This is a genomic window from Streptomyces sp. AM25 (assembly GCF_058146165.1).
On sequence record NZ_JBKIWN010000009.1, the window covers coordinates 312,657 to 335,742 of the forward strand.

Annotated in this window: 18 protein-coding genes; 10 read left to right on the forward strand and 8 right to left on the reverse strand. The window is 71.8% G+C overall.

Features of this window, described 5'->3' with window-relative positions; translation table 11 throughout:
- Window positions 1-159: 159 nt before the first annotated feature.
- From ACLHRZ_RS14130 to ACLHRZ_RS14145, 4 genes are all read left to right on the forward strand, one after another.
- Complete coding sequence (locus ACLHRZ_RS14130; protein WP_490418740.1) at window positions 160-1,782, forward strand: MFS transporter; 1,623 nt, start codon at window positions 160-162, stop codon at window positions 1,780-1,782.
- Complete coding sequence (locus ACLHRZ_RS14135) at window positions 1,779-2,375, forward strand: TetR/AcrR family transcriptional regulator (RefSeq protein ID WP_490418741.1); 597 nt, start codon at window positions 1,779-1,781, stop codon at window positions 2,373-2,375. Before ACLHRZ_RS14130 ends, ACLHRZ_RS14135 begins: the two co-directional genes overlap by 4 nt.
- Before the next feature lie 88 nt (window positions 2,376-2,463).
- Entirely contained in the window at window positions 2,464-3,459 is a 996-nt protein-coding gene (locus tag ACLHRZ_RS14140; RefSeq protein ID WP_490418742.1) for an endonuclease/exonuclease/phosphatase family protein, read from the forward strand.
- A gap of 25 nt (window positions 3,460-3,484) precedes the next feature.
- The gene (locus ACLHRZ_RS14145) at window positions 3,485-3,703 is read left to right on the forward strand and encodes a DUF2277 domain-containing protein (protein WP_490418743.1); all 219 of its coding nucleotides are present in this window, start codon (window positions 3,485-3,487) and stop codon (window positions 3,701-3,703) included.
- Between the two features lie 81 nt (window positions 3,704-3,784).
- Here ACLHRZ_RS14145 and ACLHRZ_RS14150 read toward each other — a convergent pair whose 3' ends face one another.
- The gene (locus tag ACLHRZ_RS14150) at window positions 3,785-5,536 is read right to left on the reverse strand and encodes an NAD+ synthase (protein WP_490418744.1); all 1,752 of its coding nucleotides are present in this window, start codon (window positions 5,534-5,536) and stop codon (window positions 3,785-3,787) included.
- A 188-nt stretch (window positions 5,537-5,724) separates the two neighbouring features.
- Between ACLHRZ_RS14150 and ACLHRZ_RS14155 the strand changes: the two genes are divergently transcribed.
- On the forward strand, window positions 5,725-6,183 hold the full coding sequence (locus ACLHRZ_RS14155) for a DUF4234 domain-containing protein (protein WP_490418914.1): 459 nt from the start codon (window positions 5,725-5,727) through the stop codon (window positions 6,181-6,183).
- A gap of 41 nt (window positions 6,184-6,224) precedes the next feature.
- Here the strand turns inward: ACLHRZ_RS14155 and ACLHRZ_RS14160 are convergent, their stop codons facing one another.
- Entirely contained in the window at window positions 6,225-7,787 is a 1,563-nt protein-coding gene (locus ACLHRZ_RS14160; RefSeq protein ID WP_490418745.1) for a multicopper oxidase family protein, read from the reverse strand.
- A 62-nt stretch (window positions 7,788-7,849) separates the two neighbouring features.
- Entirely contained in the window at window positions 7,850-8,248 is a 399-nt protein-coding gene (locus ACLHRZ_RS14165) for a hypothetical protein (RefSeq protein WP_490418746.1), read from the reverse strand.
- 152 nt (window positions 8,249-8,400) lie between these two features.
- On the opposite strand from ACLHRZ_RS14165, the gene gadC reads away from it, so the two are divergent.
- A complete protein-coding gene (gene gadC, locus ACLHRZ_RS14170) occupies window positions 8,401-9,861 on the forward strand; it encodes a glutamate/gamma-aminobutyrate antiporter GadC (protein ID WP_490418747.1) in 1,461 nt (486 codons plus the stop codon).
- 61 nt (window positions 9,862-9,922) lie between these two features.
- On the forward strand, window positions 9,923-10,795 hold the full coding sequence (locus ACLHRZ_RS14175; protein WP_490418748.1) for an alpha/beta fold hydrolase: 873 nt from the start codon (window positions 9,923-9,925) through the stop codon (window positions 10,793-10,795).
- A 37-nt stretch (window positions 10,796-10,832) separates the two neighbouring features.
- On the opposite strand, the gene bla is transcribed toward ACLHRZ_RS14175, so the two are convergent.
- Window positions 10,833-11,768 (reverse strand): class A beta-lactamase, encoded by a 936-nt coding sequence (bla, locus tag ACLHRZ_RS14180; protein ID WP_490418749.1) that lies wholly within the window; start codon window positions 11,766-11,768, stop codon window positions 10,833-10,835.
- 299 nt (window positions 11,769-12,067) lie between these two features.
- On the opposite strand from bla, the gene glnA reads away from it, so the two are divergent.
- On the forward strand, window positions 12,068-13,429 hold the full coding sequence (gene glnA / locus ACLHRZ_RS14185) for a type I glutamate--ammonia ligase (protein WP_490418750.1): 1,362 nt from the start codon (window positions 12,068-12,070) through the stop codon (window positions 13,427-13,429).
- Between the two features lie 114 nt (window positions 13,430-13,543).
- On the opposite strand, the gene ACLHRZ_RS14190 is transcribed toward glnA, so the two are convergent.
- A complete protein-coding gene (locus ACLHRZ_RS14190; RefSeq protein ID WP_490418751.1) occupies window positions 13,544-15,310 on the reverse strand; it encodes a hypothetical protein in 1,767 nt (588 codons plus the stop codon).
- Between the two features lie 146 nt (window positions 15,311-15,456).
- Between ACLHRZ_RS14190 and ACLHRZ_RS14195 the strand changes: the two genes are divergently transcribed.
- Complete coding sequence (locus tag ACLHRZ_RS14195; protein WP_490418752.1) at window positions 15,457-16,155, forward strand: 3-keto-5-aminohexanoate cleavage protein; 699 nt, start codon at window positions 15,457-15,459, stop codon at window positions 16,153-16,155.
- A 167-nt stretch (window positions 16,156-16,322) separates the two neighbouring features.
- Window positions 16,323-19,373, forward strand: a complete 3,051-nt coding sequence (locus ACLHRZ_RS14200; RefSeq protein ID WP_490418753.1) for a bifunctional [glutamine synthetase] adenylyltransferase/[glutamine synthetase]-adenylyl-L-tyrosine phosphorylase — start codon at window positions 16,323-16,325, stop codon at window positions 19,371-19,373.
- A gap of 29 nt (window positions 19,374-19,402) precedes the next feature.
- Here ACLHRZ_RS14200 and ACLHRZ_RS14205 read toward each other — a convergent pair whose 3' ends face one another.
- The 3 genes from ACLHRZ_RS14205 to ACLHRZ_RS14215 are packed head-to-tail and all read right to left on the reverse strand — an operon-like array spanning window position 19,403 to window position 23,066.
- A complete protein-coding gene (locus tag ACLHRZ_RS14205) occupies window positions 19,403-20,260 on the reverse strand; it encodes a phosphatase PAP2 family protein (protein WP_490418754.1) in 858 nt (285 codons plus the stop codon).
- A 36-nt stretch (window positions 20,261-20,296) separates the two neighbouring features.
- Complete coding sequence (locus ACLHRZ_RS14210) at window positions 20,297-21,403, reverse strand: LacI family DNA-binding transcriptional regulator (RefSeq protein WP_490418755.1); 1,107 nt, start codon at window positions 21,401-21,403, stop codon at window positions 20,297-20,299.
- A gap of 25 nt (window positions 21,404-21,428) precedes the next feature.
- Window positions 21,429-23,066, reverse strand: coding sequence for a glycoside hydrolase family 13 protein (locus tag ACLHRZ_RS14215; protein ID WP_490418756.1), 1,638 nt, complete (start codon window positions 23,064-23,066; stop codon window positions 21,429-21,431).
- Window positions 23,067-23,086 lie beyond the last annotated feature (20 nt).

Below are 23,086 nucleotides of genomic sequence, written 5' to 3' on the forward strand. Positions count from 1 at the left end.
TGTGAAGTCGTCTCGAGGCGCCCTGACGGCGTCCCCGGATCACCTCCATGCTGACACGCCGCCCGGCGCCGGGGAACCCACCCGGGGAACAGTTGTTCACGTGTAAAGGTTTTCTAATACGAGACGGGGCCGTTTCGGAATGGGTCTAGGGTGGTGTACATGGCGATTCCCTCCGACGCAGCCCCCGCCCGCGGGGTCCCCGAGGCCGTCCACCGCAGGCGGTGGGCGATCCTCACGGTGCTCCTGTTCAGCCTGCTGGTGGTGGTGCTGGACAACTCGATCCTCAACGTGGCGATGAAGACCATCGCCTCGCCCGCCCCGACCGGGCTGGGGGCGACCCAGAGCGAGCTGGAGTGGGCGATCAACGCCTACACGCTCGTCTTCGCCGGGATACTGTTCACCGCCGGTCTGCTGGGCGACCGGCTGGGCCGCAAGAAGGTCCTGCTCTTCGGCATGGTCGTCTTCGGCATCGGCTCGGTGCTCTCCGCCGTCGCCGGCTCACCGGGCCAACTGATCGCGTTCCGCGCGGTGATGGGCTTCGGCGGCGCCTTCGTGATGCCCTCGACCCTCGCGATCATCATGAACGTCTTCGAGCGCGAGGAGCAGCCCAAGGCCATAGGGATATGGGCCGGCGCGGTCGGCCTGGCCATCGCCATCGGCCCGATCACCGGCGGCATCCTGCTCTCCCACTTCTGGTGGGGCTCGGTCTTCCTGGTCAACGTGCCCATCGTGATCGCCGGACTGATCGCGATGGTGGTGCTCGTCCCGGACTCCAAGGACCCCAAGCCCGGCAGACTCGACCCGCTCGGCGTGCTGCTCTCCGTCGTCGGCCTGGTGCTGCTGGTGTACGGCATCATCAAGGGCGGCCAGCTGGCCGACTTCACCGACCCCGAGGTCTACGGGACCGTCGGCGGCGGCCTGTTGACCCTCGTCCTCTTCGTGCTGCACGAGCGGCGCAGCGCGCATCCCGCCATCGACGTGCGGTACTTCCGCAACCCCGCCTTCTCCGCGTCCGTCTCCTCCATCGCGCTGGTCTTCTTCGCGCTGATGGGCACCACGTTCTTCATCGTCTTCTACACGCAGAGCGTGCGCGGTTACACCCCGCTGCAGAGCGGCATGCTGCTGCTGCCGCTGGCCGCCGCGCAGATGTTCTTCGCCCCGCGGGCCCGCCTCATGGTCGACAAGTTCGGCGCCCGGGCCGTGTGCGCCGTCGGCATGCTGCTGGTCGCCGCCACCACGGCGGGCTTCCTGCTGCTGGAGAAGGACACCCCGATCTGGGTCCTGGAGATCCTGTTCTTCACGCAGGGCACCGCGATGGCGCACATCATGCCGCCCGCCACCGTCTCGATCATGCAGTCGCTGCCGCGCGAGAAGGCCGGTTCGGGCTCCGCCGTGAACAACACCTTCCGGCAGATCGGCGGTGCGCTCGGCGTCGCCGTCCTGGGCTCGCTGCTCTCCACCACCTACCGCAACGGCATCTCCGACAAGCTCGCCGCCGTCCCCGGCCTGCCCGAGTCCGCGCGGCACGCGGCGGGCGAGTCCATCGAGGCCACCCTCGGCCTCGCCGAGCGGCTCGGCCCGGCCGGCAAGGCGCTCGTGGGACCGGCGGACGACGCGTTCATCCACGCCATGCACGTCACCGTCATCGGCTCCACGTCGGTCGCCCTGCTCGGCGCGCTCGTCGTCGCCCTCTTCCTGCCCGGCAAGCGGGCCGCGGGCGCGGGCGCGCCGGGAGCGGAACGCCCCGGCGCGCAGAAGGCGGAAGCGGGGGCCGAGCGGTGAGCACGCAGCCGTGCACGGACCGGCGCGGGCGGCCGCGCAGCGCCGCCGTCGACACCGCGGTGATCGAGACGGTGCTGCGGCTGCTGGAGGACGGCACCACCATCGGCGACCTGTCGATGGAGCGCGTCGCCCGCGAGGCGGGCGTCGGCAAGGCGACCCTCTACCGGCGCTGGGCCGGCAAGGAGGAGCTGATGCTGGACGTGCTGCGCTCCCTGGACGAGGCCCAGCCCGCCCTCCCGGGCCGCTCGGCCCGGGAGGACCTGGTGCTGCTGCTGGAGTACCTGCGGCGGCGGGGCCTGGCGAAGCGGTCGTCCGCGCTGCTGCGCACCGTCACCGCACAGGTGCAGGCGCACCCGAGGCTGTGGAAGGAGTACCACGAGACCGTGGTGCAGGCGCGGCGCGAGGCGTTCTTCGCCGTGCTGCGGCGGGGGATGGCGAACGGTGAGATCCGTTCGGACCTCGACGTCGAGCTGCTGACGGACCTGTTCGTGAGCCCGATGCTGTCACGGGCGATCATGCACGAGTGGAAGGAGCTCCCCGAGGGGCTGGCGGAACAGATCGTGGACACGGTGCTGGAGGGCGTGCGCCCTTAGCGCGATTGTGCCCGTTGTGTCACAGGCAGAACCCGTGCGACCTGCCCGTACGTCCTTCCCTACGAACACCGAGTAGTGAGGACACACGATGTCGCAGGCACAGACCCAGGACGCGGGCCGCGAAGGGTCCGCCCCCGTGCGGACCCCCCGCTGGCGCGGGCCCGGCATCTGGCGCCGGGGCGTGGTCGTGGCCGCCCTGGCGCTCGTGCTCGGCCTGATCATGCTGCTGCACGCCGAGCTCCCCAACCGCGTCGGCAACCTCGGCAGCCTCACCGAGACGTTCCTGCCCTGGCTCGGCCTGCTGGTCCCCGTCCTGCTCGTCGCGGCCCTGCTGCGCCGCTCGGCCACCGCCCTGATCGCGCTGCTGCTGCCCGCCGTCGCCTGGGTGAACCTCTTCGGCGGGCTGCTCACCGACAAGTCGGGCAAGGGCGGCAACTTCACGGTCGCCACGCACAACGTCAACGCCGAGAACCCGAACCCGACTTCGACGGCCAAGTCGGTCGCCGCCTCCGGTGCGGACGTCGTGGCGCTGGAGGAGCTCAAGCCCGAGGTCGCGCCGGTCTACGAGAAGGCGCTCGCGGACACGTACAAGTACCACTCGGTGCAGGGCACGGTCGGCGTGTGGAGCAAGTACCCGCTGAACGACGCCCGTCCCGTCGACATCAAGATGGGCTGGACGCGCGCCCTGCGCGCCACCGTCGAGACCCCGCGCGGCCCGGTGGCCGTCTACGTGGCCCATCTCCCGTCGGTGCGCGTGAAGTTCAACGCCGGCTTCACCGCCGGTCAGCGCGACAACAGCGCCGAGGCGCTGGGCGAGGCGATCTCCCGGGAGCCGGTGAAGAAGCTCGTCCTCCTCGGCGACCTCAACGGCACCATGAACGACCGCTCGCTGGCCCCGGTCACCTCCCAGCTCCGCTCCGCCCAGGGCGCCGCGGGCGACGGCTTCGGCTTCAGCTGGCCCGCGGACGCGCCGATGGCGCGGATCGACCAGATCATGGTGCGGGGCATGGACCCGGTCTCGGCCTGGACCCTCCCGGCGACGCAGAGCGACCACCTGCCGGTGGCGGCGCGGGTGAAGATCTGAGGGAGGCGCACGGCACACTGAAGACATGTGCCGCAGCATCAAAACGCTCAGGGCACCGGTCACCCCCGAGGTGACCGAGGCCGACATCCGGGCCGCCGCCCTCCAGTACGTGCGCAAGGTGTCCGGTTTCCGGGCACCGGCCGCGCACAACCGGGCCGTCTTCGACGAGGCCGTGGATGCCGTCGCGGCGGCGACGGCAAATCTGTTGGACGGCCTGGTCGTACGCGGGGCCGCGCCCCGATAGGGGCGCGGGGAACTGCGCGATCAGCCGAGAACGACCGGCAGTCGACCGACGGCACTTCCTGCTGAACGCCCCGCGCAGCGGTCAGGCCTCCCGCCACCGGTTGGTGATCGGCAGCCGGCGGTCCTTGCCGAACCCCTTCGCGGAGATCTTGGTGCCCGGCGGGTACTGGCGCCGCTTGTACTCCGCCGTGTCCACCAGCCGCAGCACGCGCGTGACCAGGTCCGCGTCGAAGCCCGCCGCGATGATCGCGTCGCGCCCCCGGTCGCCGTCGACGTACAGCTCCAGGAGCCGGTCCAGGACGTCGTAGTCCGGCAGGGAGTCCGTGTCCACCTGGCCCGGGCGCAGCTCGGCGCTCGGCGGCTTGGTGATGGAGTTCTCCGGGATCGGCGGGGTCTCGCCGCGCTCCGCCGCGGCCTGGTTGCGCCACTTGGCGAGGCGGAAGATGCCCGTCTTGTAGACGTCCTTGATCGGGCCGTAGGCGCCGACGGAGTCGCCGTAGAGCGTCGAATAGCCGCACGCCAGCTCGGACTTGTTGCCCGGCGCGAGGACGATGTGGCCCTCCTGGTTGGAGACGGCCATCAGCATGGTGCCGCGCAGCCGCGACTGGAGGTTCTCCTCGGCGAGGCCGGTGAGCTTCAGCGAGTCCATGTAGGCGTCGAACATCGGCGCGATCGGCACGATGCGGAAGTTCAGCCCGGTGCGCCGCGCGAGCTCCTCGGCGTCGGCGATCGAGTGCTCGGAGGAGTAGCGCGAGGGCATGGCCACGCCGTACACGTTCTCCGCGCCGACCGCGTCGCACGCGATGGCGGCGACGAGCGCGGAGTCGATGCCGCCGGACAGCCCGATGAGGACGCTGCGGAAGCCGTTCTTGCGGGCGTACGCGCGCAGGCCCTGCACGAGGGCGGTGTAGACCTCCTCGTCGTCGCCCAGGTGCGGCTGCGCCGCGGGCAGCGGCAGCGGCTCGTAGGCGGGCAGCGGGTCGGCGGAGAGCGTGACGTGCTCGATGCGCAGGCCGTCGTCGACCACGCCGGAGGGGGTCCGGGCGGGGGCCTCGGGCAGCTCCAGGTCGAGGACGACGCAGGTCTCCTCGAACTGCGGGGCGCGCACGATCACCTCGCCGTCGCGGTCGACGACGATCGAGTCGCCGTCGAAGACCAGCTCGTCCTGGCCGCCGATCATCGCCAGGTAGGCGGTGGTGCAGCCGGCCTCCTGGGCGCGCTTGCGGACCAGCTCCAGGCGGGTGTCGTCCTTCTCCCGCTCGTACGGGGAGGCGTTGACCGACAGCAGCAGCCCGGCCCCGGCGGCGCGCGCGGCCGGGACGCGGCCGCCCTCCTGCCAGAGGTCCTCGCAGATGGCGAGGGCGACGTCCACGCCGTGCACGCGCACCATCGGCAGGGTCTCGCCGGGCACGAAGTACCGGAACTCGTCGAAGACGCCGTAGTTGGGCAGGTGGTGCTTGGCGAAGGTGAGCACGGCCGTGCCGCGGTGCAGGACGGCGGCGGCGTTGCGCGGGGCGCCCGCGGGCCGGCCCAGGCGGGGGCGGGCCGCGTCGGTGCGGTCCAGGTAGCCCACGACGACCGGCAGCTCGCCGAGGCCCTCGTCCTGCAGCCGGGCGGCCAGCGCGTGCAGCGCCGCGCGGCTCGCCTCCACGAACGAGGAGCGCAGGGCGAGGTCCTCCACGGGATAGCCCGTGAGCGCCATCTCCGGGAAGGCGGCCAGGTGGGCGCCCTGCTCGGCGGAGTGCCGGGTCCAGCGGACGATGGCCTCCGCGTTTCCGGCGAGGTCGCCGACGGTGGAGTCGATCTGGTTCAGGGCGAGACGAAGTTGAGCCACGGACCCAGTGTATTCGTCTATGTGACGCAATGGGGGTGTGAGGGTGCCCACGCCCCTCCGGCTCTTCTGGCCACATGGCGTGATCTTGTGGCAGGCTGCGCGCCTGCCCGTGGCGCGTGAGGCCCACGGGCTCATTGATGCGTCGATTGATGCGTTGTCAGAGCTCACTTCCAGGAGATCCGTTGAGCATGCAGTACGGCTACCCGCAGCAGCCGCCGTTCGGGTACCCGGCCCCCGCCCCGGCCCATGCCGGCCTGGCGATGAAGCGCCGCAACATCGTGGGAGTGTGGCTCGGCCTGCCGCTGATCACGTTCGGCATCTACACGCTGGTCTGGTACTACAAGATCCACAAGGAGATGCTGCAGTTCGACAGCCGCCGCCGGATCAGCCCGGCGGGCAGCCTGTTCACGCTGTGGTTCGGCGGCATCCTGCTGATGATCCCGCCGCTGGTGTCGATCTACAACACGGGCCGGCGCATCGCCGACGCCCAGCGGGCGGCCGGTCTGCAGCCGACCTGCAGCGGCGGGCTGGGCTTGCTGTTCGTGCTCCTCTTCGGCGTGTGGCCGATGTACTACCAGGCCGAGCTGAACAAGGTCATCGACCACTACAACGCGCCCGAGGGCACGCAGGTGGCCCTGGCCTGTTGAGGCCGTGGGGTCCGGGAGCCGCGCTCCCGGACCCCCCTGTGCTAGCCCCGGTAGCCCAGGACCGTCATCATGCCGCTCTCCGAGTGGTAGACGTTGTGGCAGTGGATCATCCACAGCCCCGGGTTGTCGGCGTCGAAGTCGACGCCCACCCGCTTCCCCGGCAGCACCATCACCGTGTCCTTCCGCGGCCCCCCGCCCGCCAGGGCGAACGTGTGGCCGTGCAGGTGCATCGGGTGCCACATGGTCGTGTCGTTCACGAACTCCAGCCGCACCCGTTCCCCCGAGCGCACCGCGTGGCTCGGCTCGGGTGTGTACTTGCGCCCGTCGATGGCCCAGTCGTACTTCGCCATCGAGCCCGTCAGCCGGAGCGTGATCGTCCGGTCCGGCCGGCGGTCCGCCAGGGCCACGTCCCGCGCCGCCTTCAGCCGCTGTGCGCCCAGCGGGGCGGCGTCCAGTTCGCGGGGCCGCACGTCCGCGCCCGGCGCCTCGCCCCCGCCCGTGCGCAGCACGGCCAGCGCGGTGCGCTGCTTGCCCTCGGCCAGGGCGGTGAGCGGGAAGACGCCGTCCTTGACCTCGACCAGCACGTCGTACCGCTCGCCCATGCCCAGCAGCAGGGAATCGGTCTCCGTGTGCTCGACGGGCCAGCCGTCGGTGTGCGTGACGGTCATCCGGTGGCCGCCGAGCGCGACGCGGAAGGCCGTGTCGCCGCCCGCGTTGAGGAGCCGGATGCGGACGCGGTCGCCCGGCTCGGCGGTGAAGGTCTCGGGGTCGTCGGGGGTGCGCCCGTTGACGAGGTAGTGCGGGTAGGCGACGTCGCCCGCGTCGCCGCCGAGGTAGACGCTGGTGGCGCCCATCAGCATCCGGGAAGGGCCGCCGTCCCCGGCGGGCATGGTCGTCGACGCCATCGACATGTGTGACATGCCGGGCATGCCGTGCGAGCCGTGGTCCATCGAGCCGTGGTCCATGCCGCCCATGCCCCGGCCCAGTTCCGCCAGCACCGCGTCCGGGGTGCTGCCGTCCACGCCGTCGACCCAGTCGTCCAGGACGACGACCCACTCCTTGTCGTACTTCAGCGGCTCCTTCGGGTCGTCCACGATCAGCGGCGCGTACAGCCCCCGGTCCTGCTGGACGCCCGAGTGCGGGTGGAGCCAGTACGTGCCCGGGTGCGCCACGGTGAAGCGGTAGTCGAAGGACGCCCCCGCCTTGACCGGCTGCTGCGTGACGCCCGGGGCGCCGTCCATGTCGTTGCGCAGCGCCAGCCCGTGCCAGTGCACGGACGTGGGCTCGGGCAGGTGGTTGGCCAGGGTGAGGGCGAGGGTGTCGCCCGCGGTGACCCGGATCTCCCGGCCGGGCAGCCGGTCGCCGTACGTCCAGGTGGAGACGGTGCGTCCGGCGCCGAGGTCGAGCCGGGAGGGGGTGGCGGTGAGGACCGTCCTGCGGACGGGGCCGGTGCCGCGCCGGGCCTCGGCGGCGGCGACCTCCTTGCCGTCGGGGGAGACGTAACGCTCCTCGGCCTTGCTGTTCGTCGAGCAGGCGGCCAGCAGGCCGCTTCCGGCGACGGCGATTCCCGCGCCGAGCACGGCGCGGCGGGTGGGTGTGCGCATGGGGAAGGGCACCTCGTGGGTGTCGGTGGTGAATACGGGCAGCAGCGAGCGCGCGCTGCCGCCTATACGCGGAGCACCGACAACCGGGCGAGGGCCTTGTGCCGTGGCGGTGGCGGGATCGGCCACAGGGCGGGCGTGAACCACGCCCGCACGGCGGCGGCCGTCGTGGAGCGGCCGTGGAGGAAGGCGGTCAGGGAGAGGAGGAGGGCCGCCGCCCAGCCCGTGCCGAGGACGGCGAGGCAGACGGACAGGGGGTCCATGCCGCCGTGCACGGGATCGTGCGCGACCGGGCCCGTGGGGTGACCGGCATGATCGGTATGCGCCATGGCGACCGGAACCGGGTGCCCGCCGCCGTGTTCGCCCGGGTGCCCGAGTGTGTGCATCGTCACGATGCCCAGCAGCAGCGCCGCGAACAGCAGCAGCCGGCCGCACCACGCGGCGGCCTTGTGCTGTCCGTGCATCGGCGTCTCTCCACAGCTCTTCGATCTCCGCTGCACCTTACCCCCGCGGGGTATGACGCTCCAGGGCGGGGCCCGTACGGATGTGCGCAGAACGGTGGCAAGGTCCGATCATTGGGACGTACCGCCGACAACTGAAAGACGCTCCGCCTCCCATGACCCTCACGGAACAGGTCACCCACGACCGTCCCGTCTCCCGTCCCCCTGTCACCGCACAGACCCAGTTCATCTCGTGGGCGACCCTCGCGATGATGACCACGGCCTCGGTGGCGAACCTCCGGCCCGCACCGTCGATGGCGCTCTACGGACTGGCCGCCGTCTTCCTCTACCTCCTCCCGGCCCTGGTATTCCTCCTGCCGACCGCCCTGGTCTCGGCCGAGCTGGCCTCCGGCTGGCCGGGCGGCGTCCACCGGTGGGTGAGCGAGGGGCTGTCCAAGCCGCTGGGCTTCCTGGCCGTGTGGTGCCAGTTCGCGATGACGATCGCGTACTACCCCAGCCTGCTGGCGTACGTGGCGAGCACGTTCGCGTACGTCGTCGACCCGCGGCTCGCGGACAACGGCCTCTACATCGCCCTCGTCATCGTCGTCATCTACTGGGCGGGCGTGCTGATTTCGGCGCGCGGCACCAAGGCCGTGGCGGGGCTCGCCGGCATGGGCCTGGTGATCGGCACCCTGATCCCCGGCGTCGTCCTCGTCGTCCTCGGCCTGGTCTTCCTCGGCCAGGGCAACGCCTCCGCGGCGCCCATGGACAGTGGTCACCTGCTGCCGCCGTGGACCGGACTGGCCAGCCTGGTGCTGATCGTCAACAACTTCCTGTCCTACGCGGGCATGGAGATGAACGGCGTGCACGTCTCCTCGCTGCGCGAGCCCGGCAAGGAGTTCCCGCGCTCGGTCTTCCTCGCCACCGGCCTCGTCCTGCTGATCTTCGTCCTGCCGGCGCTGGCCATCAGCTGGGTCATGCCCGGCAAGGACCTCAGTCTGACCGCAGGCGTGATGCAGGCGTTCCAGGGCTTCTTCGACCACTTCCACGTGGGCTGGCTGACCAAGGTCGTCGGCGTCCTGCTGGTCGCCGCGGCGCTCGGCGGCATGCTCACGTGGATGGCCGGGCCGTCCAAGGGACTTCTGCTGGTCGCCCGGCAGGAGGGCTATCTGCCGCCCGTCCTGCAGCGGCTCAACAAGAACGGCGTGCAGCGGAACATCATGGTCGCGCAGGGCGTCCTGACCACCCTCATCGCGTTGCTCTACGCGGTCATCCCCGATGTCTCCAGCGCCTATTGGATCTTCTCCGTGGTCACCACGCAGATCTACCTCGTGGTCTACCTGCTGATGTTCGCGGCCGTGATCCGGCTGCGGGCCAAGCGGCCGGACCACGCACGCGGCTTCCGCGTCCCGGCCGTCCACCTGGTGGCCGGCGTCGGCTTCGCGGCCTCGCTGGCGGCCATGTGCATCGGCTTCGTCCCGCCGGAGCAGTTCGGCGGCGGCCCGGTGTGGCGCTACCTCGCCATCGTCGGCGGCGGTCTGCTGACGCTGGGCTTCCTCGCGCCGCTCGCCCTGCTGAAGTTCCGGAAACCGCACTGGGTTGCGGCGGAGCACCGGGATCCGGTAGCTCTCGATTAGTTTGGCCGTACCCGCCGGTACGCATCTGCGTCCCGGCGGAGCGGGAACGAAGGGGGAAGCGATGAGCGGTGCGGAACGGCCGCCGGGGCGGATGCTGCGGGTCGGCGGAGTGCCCCTGCACGTGCTGCGCGAGGGCAAGGGGCCGGTGTGCGTGCTCAGCGCGGGGCTCGGCATGGGCTGGTTCGACTGGGACCCGCTCGTGCCGCTGCTCACCCCGTACCGCACCGTCGTCCGCTTCGACCGCCCCGGCCTGGGGTTCAGCGCCCCGGCCACGGAGCCGCCCACAGCCTCCGGGGAGGCCGGGCGGATCGCGGGCGTGCTCGACGCGCTGGAGCTGGCGGGGCCGGTGACGGTCGTGGGCCACTCCCTCGCGGGCTTCCACGCCGAGGCGTTCGCCCGCCTGCATCCCGAGCGCACGGCGGGGCTCGTGCTCGTCGACGGCAGCGTCGAGGAGGACGCCCGCCCCGCGCCGGGACGTGAACTGCGCACCGCCGCCGCCCGCCTGCGCGGCCGGGCCCTCTCCGGCGCCGGGCTGCCCAGGGCCCTGGGTCCCGCCCTGCGCCACCTCTCGGTCCGTGCCGCCTCCGTCAAGCGCCAGGACCCGGCCCCCGCGGAGCTGGTGCGCCGCACCTACGGGACGGGCCGGGTGGCGCGCGCCGTCCTCATGGAGAACGCACGCTACCGCGATGTGGCCGCGGAACTGGAGGAGTTGCGCACCCGGCACTCCCTCCCGCCGGTCCCGGTCACCGTGCTGGCCGCGTCCCCCGGCTCGGGCTCCTGGCTGGAGCGCCGCTGGCTGCAGCGCCAGCGCGCTCTTGCCGAGCGCTTGGACGGCCGGTTCGAGGCGGTGGCGCCGGCCGGGCACCTGCTGATGTACGACCGGCCGCAGGCGATTGCGGCGGCGGTGCTGGCCACGCCGTTCATACGGGTGTAGCGCGTGCAGCGGTGCCCGGTGTTCGCCCTCGCGCCCCTTACGGGGCGACCGCCTTCGCCAGCAGCGCCGCCGTCTTGGCGATCAACGGGCGGTCCGTCTCGGCCTTGGGGTCGTCAGGGTGCGTCGACAGCACCGCCAGGACGACCGGGGTGCCGTCCGGGGTCCAGGCGATGCCCACGTCGTTGCCGGTGCCGTAGTCGCCGGCGCCGGTCTTGTCCGCGACCATCCAGTCCTTCGGGAGGCCGAGGCGGAACTGCTCGTCGCTGGTCGTGTTGCCCAGCAGCCAGCGGGTGAGGCGCTCCCGGTCCTGCGTGTCGAGCGCGGTGCCGAGGACGAGGTCCGCGTAGGTCTTCCCGATGGCGTACGGGCTGGTGGTGTCCGTACAGCGCGTCGGCTCCGCAGAGTTGAGCTCGGGCTCCCACCGGTCGAGCCGGGTGACCCGGTCCCCGAGGGACCGGCAGAAGCGGGTGACCGCGGTCGGGCCGCCGAGCTCGCGGAGCAGGAGGTTCGCGGCGGCGTTGTCGCTGTAGCGGATGGCGGCGTCGCAGAGTGCCTCGACGGTCATGCCGCCGGCGAGGTTCTCCGCCTTGCCCGTGACCGGGGCCCACTTCGCCTTGTCGGTGTCCTGCGCGGTGTACCGGATGCGCTTGTCCAGGAACGCGCCGTTCCGGTCGAGGTCCCTCAGGACCGCGGCGACGGCCACCGTCTTGAACGTCGAGCACATCGGGAAACGCTCGTCCGCCTTGTACCGCACCGTCGCGCCCGTGGCCATGTTGCGCGCGTACACGCCGAGCCGGGCGGAGTGCTCACGTTCCAGTGCGGCCAGTTGCCCGGACACCCCGCGCCGGTCCGCCGGGGCCGTTGCGAAGGCCGTTCCGCCACCGGACGCGACGGCTGCGGCGGCGGCCAGGGCCGTTCCGGCGCCGAGGGCAAGGACCGTACGACGGGTGGGGCGGTTCTCTCGCGGATTCAAGGGCGGATCCTCCTCTGTCGGGCGATCTGGTCTGAAGATCAAGACATTCCCGAAGAGTCGTTCGGTTCCTTCGGCTTTCGGATGCACCCGCCTGTCCGCAACCGCCCCCGGTTGCGGACGGTGATCGACCGCGCCGTTCCGTCCGTGCATCAGTACGATGCACCCAGAAGGCGGAACAGTGCGGCAGGCGTCCGGAAACCATCCGGTAACCCGCAGCCGTGATACTCAAGGTCCAGCATGTGCCCGCATGTGCCCGCGTCCGCTGAAACGAGCCGTCTGACCTGCAAGGATAGGTAGCTATGGATAAGCAGCAGGAGTTCGTGCTCCGCACGCTCGAAGAGCGCGACATCCGGTTCGTCCGGCTGTGGTTCACCGATGTGCTCGGCTACCTGAAGTCCGTCGCCGTCGCCCCCGCCGAACTGGAGCAGGCCTTCGACGAGGGCATCGGCTTCGACGGCTCCGCGATCGAGGGCTTCGCCCGCGTCTACGAGTCCGACATGATCGCCAAGCCGGACCCGGGCACCTTCCAGATCCTGCCCTGGCGCGCCGAGGCCCCGGGCACCGCCCGGATGTTCTGCGACATCCTGATGCCGGACGGCTCGCCGTCCTACGCCGACCCGCGCTACGTCCTCAAGCGCATCCTGGCCAGGACCTCCGACCTCGGGTTCACCTTCTACACCCACCCCGAGATCGAGTTCTTCCTGCTCAAGGACCACCCGGTCGACGGCTCCCGGCCGACCCCCGCCGACAACTCCGGCTACTTCGACCACACTCCGACCAACGTCGGCATGGACTTCCGCCGCCAGGCCATCACGATGCTCGAATCCATGGGCATCTCGGTCGAGTTCAGCCACCACGAGGGCGCCCCCGGCCAGCAGGAGATCGACCTGCGCTACGCCGACGCGCTCTCCACCGCCGACAACGTCATGACCTTCCGGATCGTCATGAAGCAGGTCGCCCTGGAGCAGGGCGTGCACGCCACGTTCATGCCCAAGCCCTTCTCCGAGTACCCCGGTTCCGGGATGCACACCCACCTGTCGTTGTTCGAGGGCGACCGCAACGCCTTCCACGAGTCCGGCGCCGAGTACCAGCTGTCCAAGGTCGGCCGCTCCTTCATCGCCGGTCTGCTGCGGCACGCGGCCGAGACGTCCGCGGTCACCAATCAGTGGGTCAACTCCTACAAGCGCATCTGGGGCGGCTCCCAGCGCACCGCGGGCGCCGGCGGCGAGGCCCCCTCGTACATCTGCTGGGGCCACAACAACCGTTCCGCCCTCATCCGGGTGCCCATGTACAAGCCCGGCAAGACGGGGTCGACGCGCGTCGAGGTCCGCTCCATCGACTCGGGCGCCAACCCCTACCTGACGTACGCGGTACTGCTGGCCGCAGGCCTCAAGGGCATCGAGGAGGGCTACGAACTCCCGGCCGGCGCCGACGACGACGTGTGGGCCCTCTCCGACGCCGAGCGCCGCGCCATGGGCATCGAGCCGCTGCCGCAGAACCTGGGCGAGGCGATCGAACTCATGGAGCGGAGCGAGCTCGTCGCCGAGACGCTCGGCGAGCACGTCTTCGACTTCTTCCTCCGCAACAAGAAGCAGGAGTGGGAGGAGTACCGCTCGGAGGTCACGGCGTTCGAGCTGCGGAAGATGCTGCCGGTGCTGTAGCGCCCGTCGTTGCCGGTGTGGCGGTCCCCGCGCCCCAAAGGGGCGCGGGGCTCTGCTGAATATGCGGCTCCGCCGCGTGGGCGCGACAAGCCACAACGGACCCGCAGTTGAGCCTCAGCCCAAGGCCTGCCGAGCCCGCTCGATATCCGGCCGAAGGCCATCCGCATCCGGCACCGGCGGCAGCATGTCGGCGTCCCGGAGCCGCTGGATCAGCTTGTCGAGGTACTCCTGCCGGTCCGCGCGGGAGTGGCTGGGCCCGTGCAGGGCCGCCTGCCAGGACTCCTCGGTCCAGCGGGAGATGTTCACCTCCTGCTTGATGAACTCCTCGTTGTACTGCTTCGCGCGCTCCACGAGCGCGTCCCGGATCGCTGCGTCGTACTGCTTGCGCAGCTTCGCCGGAAGCTCCTTGATCTGCTCGCGCGCCTTGCGCTCCGTGCTCCACTTGAGGAGCTTCTTGGCCTCGGCGGAGGCGCCGCCCTTGTCGATCTCGGCCATCTTCTCGGCGGCGTTGTGCAGGATCACCGCCTTCTCCGCGGCGAGTTGCTGCTCCTCCGCCTCGGCGGCCGACTTCACCAGCTTCTGCAGGCCGTCGGCCCGGAAGCCGTCGAGGGACTTCCGCCACGCCTCGTCGCGGGCCTGCTGGAACACCGTGATCGAGGGGATCTGCGCCTTCTTCCACTTGTCCGTGAAGTAACGGGCGCCGTGGAGCGTGATCCCGGCCGGCCACAGCGGCGTGACCAGCAGTGCATCGGCGCCGAAGCAGGCCGCGGTGTCGTCGGCGTCGAACGTGCCGTGGTCGGCGGCGGCCCCGGCCTGGGTGCCGCAGCCCACGAAGGGGACGATGGCCGTGATGGCGGCCGCCTTGTCCAGGCTGGTGGTGTCGTTGGCGAAGGCGTCGTGCACGCCCTTCGCCCACAGCACGCCACCGGCCACCAACAGGGCCCCCTTGGCCGTGCTCCCGGCCGACTTGAGATTCGCCCGGAGCTTCGCCTTCGCCTCGGGCGAGAGCTTGCTGTAGCCGCGGATCCGGGCGTGGATCTCGGAGGGCGCCAGCTGCTTGCCGTCGGGGGCGACGACCTTCAGCCCGTACTTCCCGGCGAGTTCGCCGAAGACCTGCTCGACCTGCCGCGCTTCGAGGTCCTCGAGCGAGGCCTCCTCACCCGTGGGCTTCCCCTTCTCACAGGCGACGACGGACCGCTTCGCCCGCCCCGACGAACTGCCGCCCCCGCACACGCCGTTGCCGTCGGGCCAGCCCTTGCCGGCGAGCCACTGGCCCATGCCGGGGTGCGAGGCGTCGTCCACGCCGACGATGAACAGATACTTCCGCGGTATGTCCCCCTTGAAGGCCCAGGCCCCATTGGTGGACTCGCCCCCGAGGGGCCCGCCGCCGCTGTCGCCCTTGAGCGTGCCGCTGAGGAAACGGCCGTCCTTCTTCAGGGCGTCCCACCGGATCTTGACCCTGATGGCGTCCCCGTTCTTCTCGATGGCGTTGCCGCCCTCGATGCCCTTCTTCGTGGAATCCCACATGAAGACGTGCTCGTGATGCCCGTTCTTCGCATACCCCGAACCGGCCCTGGCCAGCTCGGCGTCCACGTCCTTGCCCTCGGCGGCCCAACGGCTCTTCGCAGTCTGCAGCCCGTTCCTGTTCAAGGACTCGCGCAGCTCGTCGGTATTCGCTTCGCCCCGGGGCCGCTTGTCGACGACGATGTGCGTGTATTCGTCGGCGAGTTGCCGAGGAGCGGGGGCGGAAGCGCCGCTCTGCGGTTGGACGGGCGGTGCGGCCTGGGCGACGGTGGTACCGGTGACGGCGAGAACCACGGCCGTGACCATGACCGTTGTCGTGACGCGCCGGGCGGAGAGCCGCTGTCTGGAGTGGGGCATGGTGTTCCTCTGCAGGTGTCGTGCGGGGCGGGCCTCCACGCTTTCGTCATCCGGCGAAGTGTTCAATCGGCCGCATGGCTACGACGGTCATCCTGCGGAGGGGGCGGTTCCCCGCCGGTTGGCGGGGGTGTGCCACCATCGTGTGCATGTTGCAGGTATGCCTGAACGGCCCCCGGTTGCGGGAGCATTGCCCGACCCTTCCCGTCGCCCCGGCCGAGCTCGCCGAGGCGGCCCGTGCGGCAGTCGCCGCCGGAGCGCAGGACATTCATCTGCATCCCAAGCGGCCTGACGGCACCGACACACTCGATCCCGACGTCGTCGCCAAGGCCGTCGAGGCGGTACGCGCAGCCGTCCCCGGGATCCCGGTCGGTGTGACCACGGGAGCCTGGGCCGAGCCCGACGCCCGTCGGCGAGCCGCATCGGTACGGTCCTGGACCGTCACGCCCGACCATGCATCCGTCAACTGGCACGAGGACGGCGCCGACCTGGTCGCCGCTGCACTGTGCGACAAGGGCGTCGCCATCGAGGCCGGCATCTTCTCCGGTACGGACGCGCCGAGCCGGTTCCGCGCCTCGCCGTTCGCCCCTCGCGTGCTGCGCGTCCTCGCCGAGGTCATGGACACGGACCCGCGCTCTGCGCCGGAAACGGCGGAACGCCTCCTGCGGGAGCTCGATGTGCCGGCGCCTGTGCTGCTCCACGGCCAGGACGGCGGCGCCTGGCCCGTTCTGCGCATGGCGGTGCGCCGCGGGCTGGCCACCAGGATCGGCCTGGAGGACGTGCTGCACACCCCTGACGGGGCGCCGGCGCCCGACAACGCGGCGCTGGTACGGGCAGCGGCTCGCTGACAGACCGGTCCCGCACCGGAATCCCCGCCTCCGCCGACGCAAATCCTCACCCCCCGCCCCGTTTCACGAGGGTTTCCGCCACCGGAACAGCATCCTCCGCAACGCCCCGGCCCCCGCACCGCCCGATAGGCTGGGCCACCAGGACCGAATGGGCTGGAGGCGGCGCAATGACGGGGCCGGGGCGCAGGAGCAGCACCTTCACACGGTTGCTGCGGTACGGGTTCTCCGATGCCGCCGGTGCCGAGCGGCTGCTCGGGATGCCTGCGCTGGCCGGGGTGGAGTCCGATCCCGTGCTGCTCGACGCCCTCGGGGCCACCGCCGATCCCGACCTCGCGCTCGGTGCGCTCGTGCGGCTGGCGGAGGCTCTGCCGCACGCGGACCGGCAGGGGCTGCTCGGCACCCTCGTCGCCTCCAAGCCGTTGCGCGACCGGCTCCTCGGGGTGCTCGGGGCCTCCGAGGCGCTCGGTGACCATCTCGTGCGGCACCCCGGCGACTGGCACGCCCTGGTCACCTTCGAGGCCGCCGACCTGCACCCCGGTACCGCCGACTTCGAACGGGCCCTCGCCCCGCGGATCGAGGGGCTCTCGCCCGCCGACTCCCTCCGCGCCGCCTACCGGCGCTGTCTCCTCGCCATAGCGGCCCGCGACGTCAGCGGCAGCATCGACGTCGCCCAGACCGCCGCCGAACTCGCCGACCTCGCCACCGCCACCCTCCGCGTCGCCCTGCGGATCGCCTGCGAGGAGCATCCCGACGACGACGCGGCCTGCCGGCTCGCCGTCATCGGGATGGGCAAGTGCGGCGGGCACGAGCTCAATTACGTCTCCGACGTGGACGTCATCTTCGTCGCGGAAGCGGCGAACGGCATCGATGAGGCCGACGCCCTGCGGTCCGCCACCCGGCTCGCCTCCCGCATGATGCGGGTCTGTTCGGATGTGACCCCGGAGGGGACCATCTGGCCCGTCGACGCCAACCTCCGCCCCGAGGGGCGCAACGGGCCCCTCGTACGGACCCTCTCCTCGCATCTCGCCTACTACCAGCGGTGGGCCAAGACCTGGGAGTTCCAGGCCCTCCTCAAGGCCCGGCCCGTCGCCGGCGACCTCGACCTCGGGCAGGCCTACGTCGACGCCGTCTCGCCCCTCGTGTGGCAGGCCGCCGAGCGGGACAACTTCGTCACCGACGTCCAGCAGATGCGCCACCGCGTCGTCGCCTCCATCCCCGCCGGCCACGTCGACCGCGAGCTCAAGCTCGGACCGGGCGGGCTGCGCGACGTCGAATTCGCCGTGCAACTGCTGCAGTTGGTGCACGGGAGGAGCGATGCCACGCTCCGCGGCACCAGCACCCTCGGCGCCCTCTCCGCGCTCGCCGCAGGCGGGTACGTCGGGCGTTTCGACGCCGCCTCGCTCGACTCCGCCTACCGGTTCCTGCGCTCCCTGGAGCACCGCATCCAGCTGTACCGGCTGCGCCGCACCCACCTGATGCCCGAGGGCGAGGCTGACCTGCGCCGCCTCGGCCGGTCGCTCGGGCACCGCACCGAGCCCGTCGCCGAGCTCGGCAAGGAGTGGAAGCGGCACGCCCGCGAAGTACGGCGGCTGCACGAAAAGCTCTTCTACCGGCCTCTGCTGGACGCCGTCGCCCAGCTGGAGCCCGGCGAGATCCGGCTCAGCCCCAAGGCCGCCGGCCAGCGCCTGGAGGCCCTCGGCTACGCCGACCCGGCCGCTGCCCTGCGGCACTTGGAGGCCCTGGCCTCCGGCGTCTCCCGCAAGGCCGCCATCCAGCGCACCCTGCTGCCCGTGCTGCTCGGCTGGTTCGCCGACTCCGCCGATCCGGATGCAGGGCTGCTCAACTTCCACAAGGTGTCCGATGCTCTCGGGCGGACGCCCTGGTATCTGCGGCTGCTGCGCGACGAGGGTGCCGCCGCCGAGAACCTCGCCCGCGTGCTGTCCGCCGGGCGCCTCGCCCCCGACCTGCTGCTCCGCGCCCCCGAGGCCGTCGCCCTGCTCGGCGACCCGGGCGGGCTGCGGCCGCGCGGCCGGGAGGCGCTGGAGCAGGAGGCCCTCGCCGCGGTGGGCCGCGCCGAGTCCGCCGAGGCCGCGATCGTCGCCGCCCGCGGGGTGCGCCGCCGCGAGCTGTTCCGCACGGCCGCGGCCGACATCATCGGCGCCTACGGGCGGACCGGCAACGGCGCCCACGCCACCGGCGAGCACGGCACCGGCTCCCGCGGGCACGCCGAGACCGCCGGCAGCGACATCTCCGCCCGCGTCGACACCGTCGGCAACGCCGTCTCCGACCTCAACGCCGCCACCCTCGCCGGGGCCCTGCGCGCCGCCGTCCGCGCCGAGTGGGGCGACACCCTGCCCACCCGCTTCGCCGTCATCGGCATGGGCCGCTTCGGCGGCCGCGAACAGGGCTACGGCTCCGACGCGGACGTCCTGTTCGTCCACGAGCCGCGCGAGGGCGTCTCCGACGAGGAGGCCGCCAAGGCCGCGTTCGCGGTGGCCGGCGAGATGCGCCGGCTGCTCCAACTGCCCACCACCGACCCGCCGCTGCTCGTCGACGCCGGCCTGCGGCCCGAGGGCCGGTCGGGGCCCATCGTGCGCAGCCTCGCCTCCTACGCGGCCTACTACCGCCGCTGGTCGCTGGTGTGGGAGAGCCAGGCGCTGCTGCGCGCCGAAGTGGTCGCGGGCGATGCGGACCTGGGGCGGCGCTTCATCGAGCTCGTCGATCCGCTGCGCTATCCCGTCGAGGGGCTCGGCGAGGACGCGGTGCGCGAGATCCGGCGTCTGAAGGCCCGCATGGAGTCCGAGCGGCTGCCGCGCGGCGCCGACCCCACGACCCACACCAAGCTGGGCCGCGGCGGGCTGTCCGACGTCGAATGGACCGTGCAGCTGCTGCAGATGCAGCACGGCTGGGCCGAGCCCGGCCTGCGCACCCCCCGCACCCGCGAGGCGCTCGCCGCCGCGCAGGCGGCGGGGCTGGTCTCCACCGACCACGCGCGGATACTGGACGAGGCCTGGGTGCTGGCGACCAGCGTGCGCAACGCGGTGATGCTCGTGCGCGGGCGGGCCGGGGACACGTTTCCCGCGGATCCGCGGGAGGTTGCCGCCGTGGCGCGGTATCTGGGCTACGAGCCCGGGCATGTCGGGGACATGCTCGACGACTACCGCCGAACGACCCGGCGGGCCCGGGCCGTTGTGGAGGAGTTGTTCTACGGGGCGTAGGCGGTTCGTCGGGTGCGGGCGCGTCGTGGCTACTCGCGCGGCTCCCCGCGCCCCTTGCGGGGCGCCTGCCGCGCCAGCCGGCTCGGTACCGCCCCGTACCACGCGTACGACAGGCCGAAGCCGACGGACAGGCACACCAGGCCGCCGACCGCGTCCAGCCAGAAGTGGTTGGCGGTGGAGACGATGACCACGAGCGTCATCACCGGGTACAGCGCCCCCAGCACCTTCGCCCACAGCGGGCGCGCCAGCATGGCGATCGTGAGGCCGCACCACGTCGACCAGCCGATGTGCATCGACGGCATGGCCGCGTACTGGTTGGACATGTCGGCCAGGTTGCCCGAGGCCATCGAACCCCAGGTGTGGTGCACCACGACGGTGTCGACGAAGCCGAGGTCGCTCATCAGCCGTGGCGGGGCCAGCGGATACAGGTAGTAGCCGAGCAACGCCACGGCGGTGGTGGCGAAAAGGGCCAGCCGGGCGGCCGCGTAACGGCCGGGGTGCCAGCGGTAGAGCCACACCAGGACCCCGATGGTGAGGATGAAGTGCAGCGTGGCGTAGTAGTAGTTCATGCCCACGACCAGCCACGTCACCGAATTCACCGCGCGGTTGACCGTGTGCTCGACGGCGATGTGCAGCGTCTGTTCCGTCTGCCAGATCCAGTCGGCATTGCGCTCGGCGGCGGATCTCTGCTCGGGAACCGCGTTGCGTACGAGCGAGTACGTCCAGTAACTCACCGCGATCAGCAGCACCTCGAACCACAACCGCGGCCGTCGGGGCCTGCGCAGCCTGCGCAGCACGCTGTGGTCCGCCGGCGGCTGTATGCGCTCGCCGGTGGGTGACGGGGCGGCCGTCCGGCCTTCCAGGGTCCTCACTGTGGCTTCACCCATGGGAAAAGAGTCTGCCAGAAAGGATCCCGGCGCAGATCATCCCCGAGGAGCGGACTGCCCTGTTTCGGCCTGATTCGTGGCGAGCGCACGCGCCCCTGGACGATCGTCCGTGCGGGCATCCGTACGAACCCGCGGAGCGGATGCGGTGGAGCCGCGGACGACGAGTTCGGGCAGGAAGACGAACTCGCTGTGCGGTGCCGGGGTTCCCCCGATCTCCTCCAGCAGGGCCCGCACCGCGGCCTGGCCCATCGACTGCACGGGCTGCCGGATCGTGGTCAGCGGCGGGTCGGTGAAGGCGATGAGCGGGGAGTCGTCGAAGCCCACCACCGAGACGTCGCGCGGGACTTCGAGACCGTGCTGCCGCGCCGCGCGCACCACCCCGAGCGCCATCATGTCGCTCGCGCACACCACCGCCGTGCACCCCCGGTCGATGAGGGCGGAGGCCGCGGCCTGACCACCCTCAAGAGTGAACAGCGAATGCCGGATCAGCGTGCGGGTCTCCTCCGCGGCCGTCCCGAGCTGCTCCTGCATGCTCGCCAGGAAGCCTTCGATCTTGCGCTGCACCGGCACGTACCGCTGCGGCCCGAGCGCCAGCCCGATCCGCCGGTGGCCGAGTGCGGCCAAATGGGTGACGGCGAGGCGCACGGCAGCCCGGTCGTCCGGGGAGACGAACGGGGCCCGTACCTTCGACGAGAAGCCGTTGATCAGCACGAACGGCACGCCCTGGCCGCGCAGCCGCTCGTAGCGCTGCATGTCCGCCGAGGTGTCGGCGTGCAGTCCGGAGACGAAGATGATTCCGGAGACGCCGCGGTCGACCAGCATCTCCGTCAGCTCGTCCTCGGTCGAGCCGCCCGGCGTCTGCGTGGCCAGCACGGGCGTGTACCCCTGGCGCGTGAGGGCCTGCCCTATGACCTGGGCGAAGGCCGGGAATATGGGGTTCTCCAGCTCGGGGGTGATCAGTCCGACCAGCCCGGCGCTGCGCTGCCGCAGCCGCACGGGCCGTTCGTAGCCCAGCACGTCGAGCGCGGCCAGCACGGACTGGCGGGTGGAGGCGGCCACCCCCGGCTTGCCGTTGAGGACGCGGCTGACGGTTGCTTCGCTGACACCCGCCTGGGCTGCGATATCGGCCAGCCGTGCGGTCACAGGAGGTGACTGTACCGGTCTCATGTCAGACTGCCCACCACACACATGAGTCCGAAGGCAGGCGGACTGTCCCACCGGCGAATTCAAGGGCGGCCGAGGCCAGCACCGGGCGGCCCGGCACCGGCACCGCCGCCTCGCCGCGGCCCGTGTTGAGCGTGCACACGAACCCCGGCCGGGAGAAGGCCAGCACCCCCTCGGGCGCGTCCAGCCAGCGCATCCCGCCGTCCCCGAGCCCGGGCAGCTCCCGGCGCAGCGCCAGCGCCGAGCGGTACAGCTCCAGCACCGAGCGCGGGTCCCCGGCCTGGGCGGCCACGGACAGGCCCGCCCACGCGGCCGGCTGCGGCAGCCAGCTGCCGCCCGGGCCGAAGCCGTACGGGGCCTCCCCGCCCTCCCACGGGATCGGCACCCGGCAGCCGTCGCGGGTGCCGTCCTGCCCGTCCCCGCGGAAGAACGCCGGGTCCTGGCGCACCTCGTCCGGCAGGTCCGTCACCTCCGGCAGCCCCAGCTCCTCGCCCTGGTAGACGTACGCCGAGCCCGGCAGCGCCAGCATCAGCAGCGCCGCGGCCCGGGCCCGCCGCAGGCCGAGCTCCGCGTCGTCCCCGCCGTAGCGGGTGGTGTGCCGCACCACGTCGTGGTTGGACAGCACCCAGGTCGTCGGTGCCCCCACCGACTGCGTGGCCGCGAGCGACCGGTCGATGACGTCCCGCATCGCCTGCGCGTCCCACTCGCACGTCAGGAACTGGAAGTTGAAGGCCTGGTGCAGTTCGTCGGGACGGACGTACAGGGCGAGCCGCTCGGACGTCGGGGCCCACGCCTCCGCGACGCCGATGCGCTGCCCGTCGTAGGAGTCCAGCAGCTGCCGCCAGGCGCGGTGGATCTCGTGCACCCCGTCCTGGTCGAAGAACGGCAGCACCTGCGCCCCGATGAGTTTGGCCTGTTCCGTACGCCCGATGTCGGGCAGCCCGGGGGCCTTGACCATGCCGTGCGCGACGTCGATGCGGAAGCCGTCCACGCCCAGGTCCAGCCAGAACCGCAGGACGGACGCGAACTCCTCCCGCACTTCCGGGTTCTCCCAGTTGAGGTCCGGCTGCTCGGGCGCGAACAGGTGCAGGTACCAGTCGCCCGGCGTGCCGTCCGGCTCGCTGATCCGGGTCCAGGCGGGGCCGCCGAAGACGGACTCCCAGTCGTTCGGCGGCAGTTCGCCGCCGGCGCCCCGGCCCGGGCGGAAGTGGTAGCGCTCGCGGGCCGTCTTCTCCCGGCGGCCCGCGAGCGCGGCCCGGAACCAGGCGTGCCGGTCGGAGGTGTGGTTCGGCACGATGTCGACGATGATGCGCAGGCCCAGCCGGTGCGCCTCGCGCACCAGGTCGTCGGCGTCCGACAGCTGCCCGAACAGCGGGTCCACCGCCCGGTAGTCCGCCACGTCGTACCCGCCGTCCGCCTGCGGCGAGGCGTAGAACGGCGTCAGCCACACCGCGTCCACGCCCAGCCCGGCCAGGTACGGCAGCCGCTCGCGGATCCCGCGCAGGTCGCCGATGCCGTCGCCGTCGCTGTCGGCGAACGACCGCACGTACACCTGGTAGATGACGGCGCTGCGCCACCATCCCTCCGCCTGCGCGGCGGGGCGGACGGCCTGGCGTACGGAGGGCGCGAGGTCCTGGGTCATGTACGTCCTATCGGGTCGGG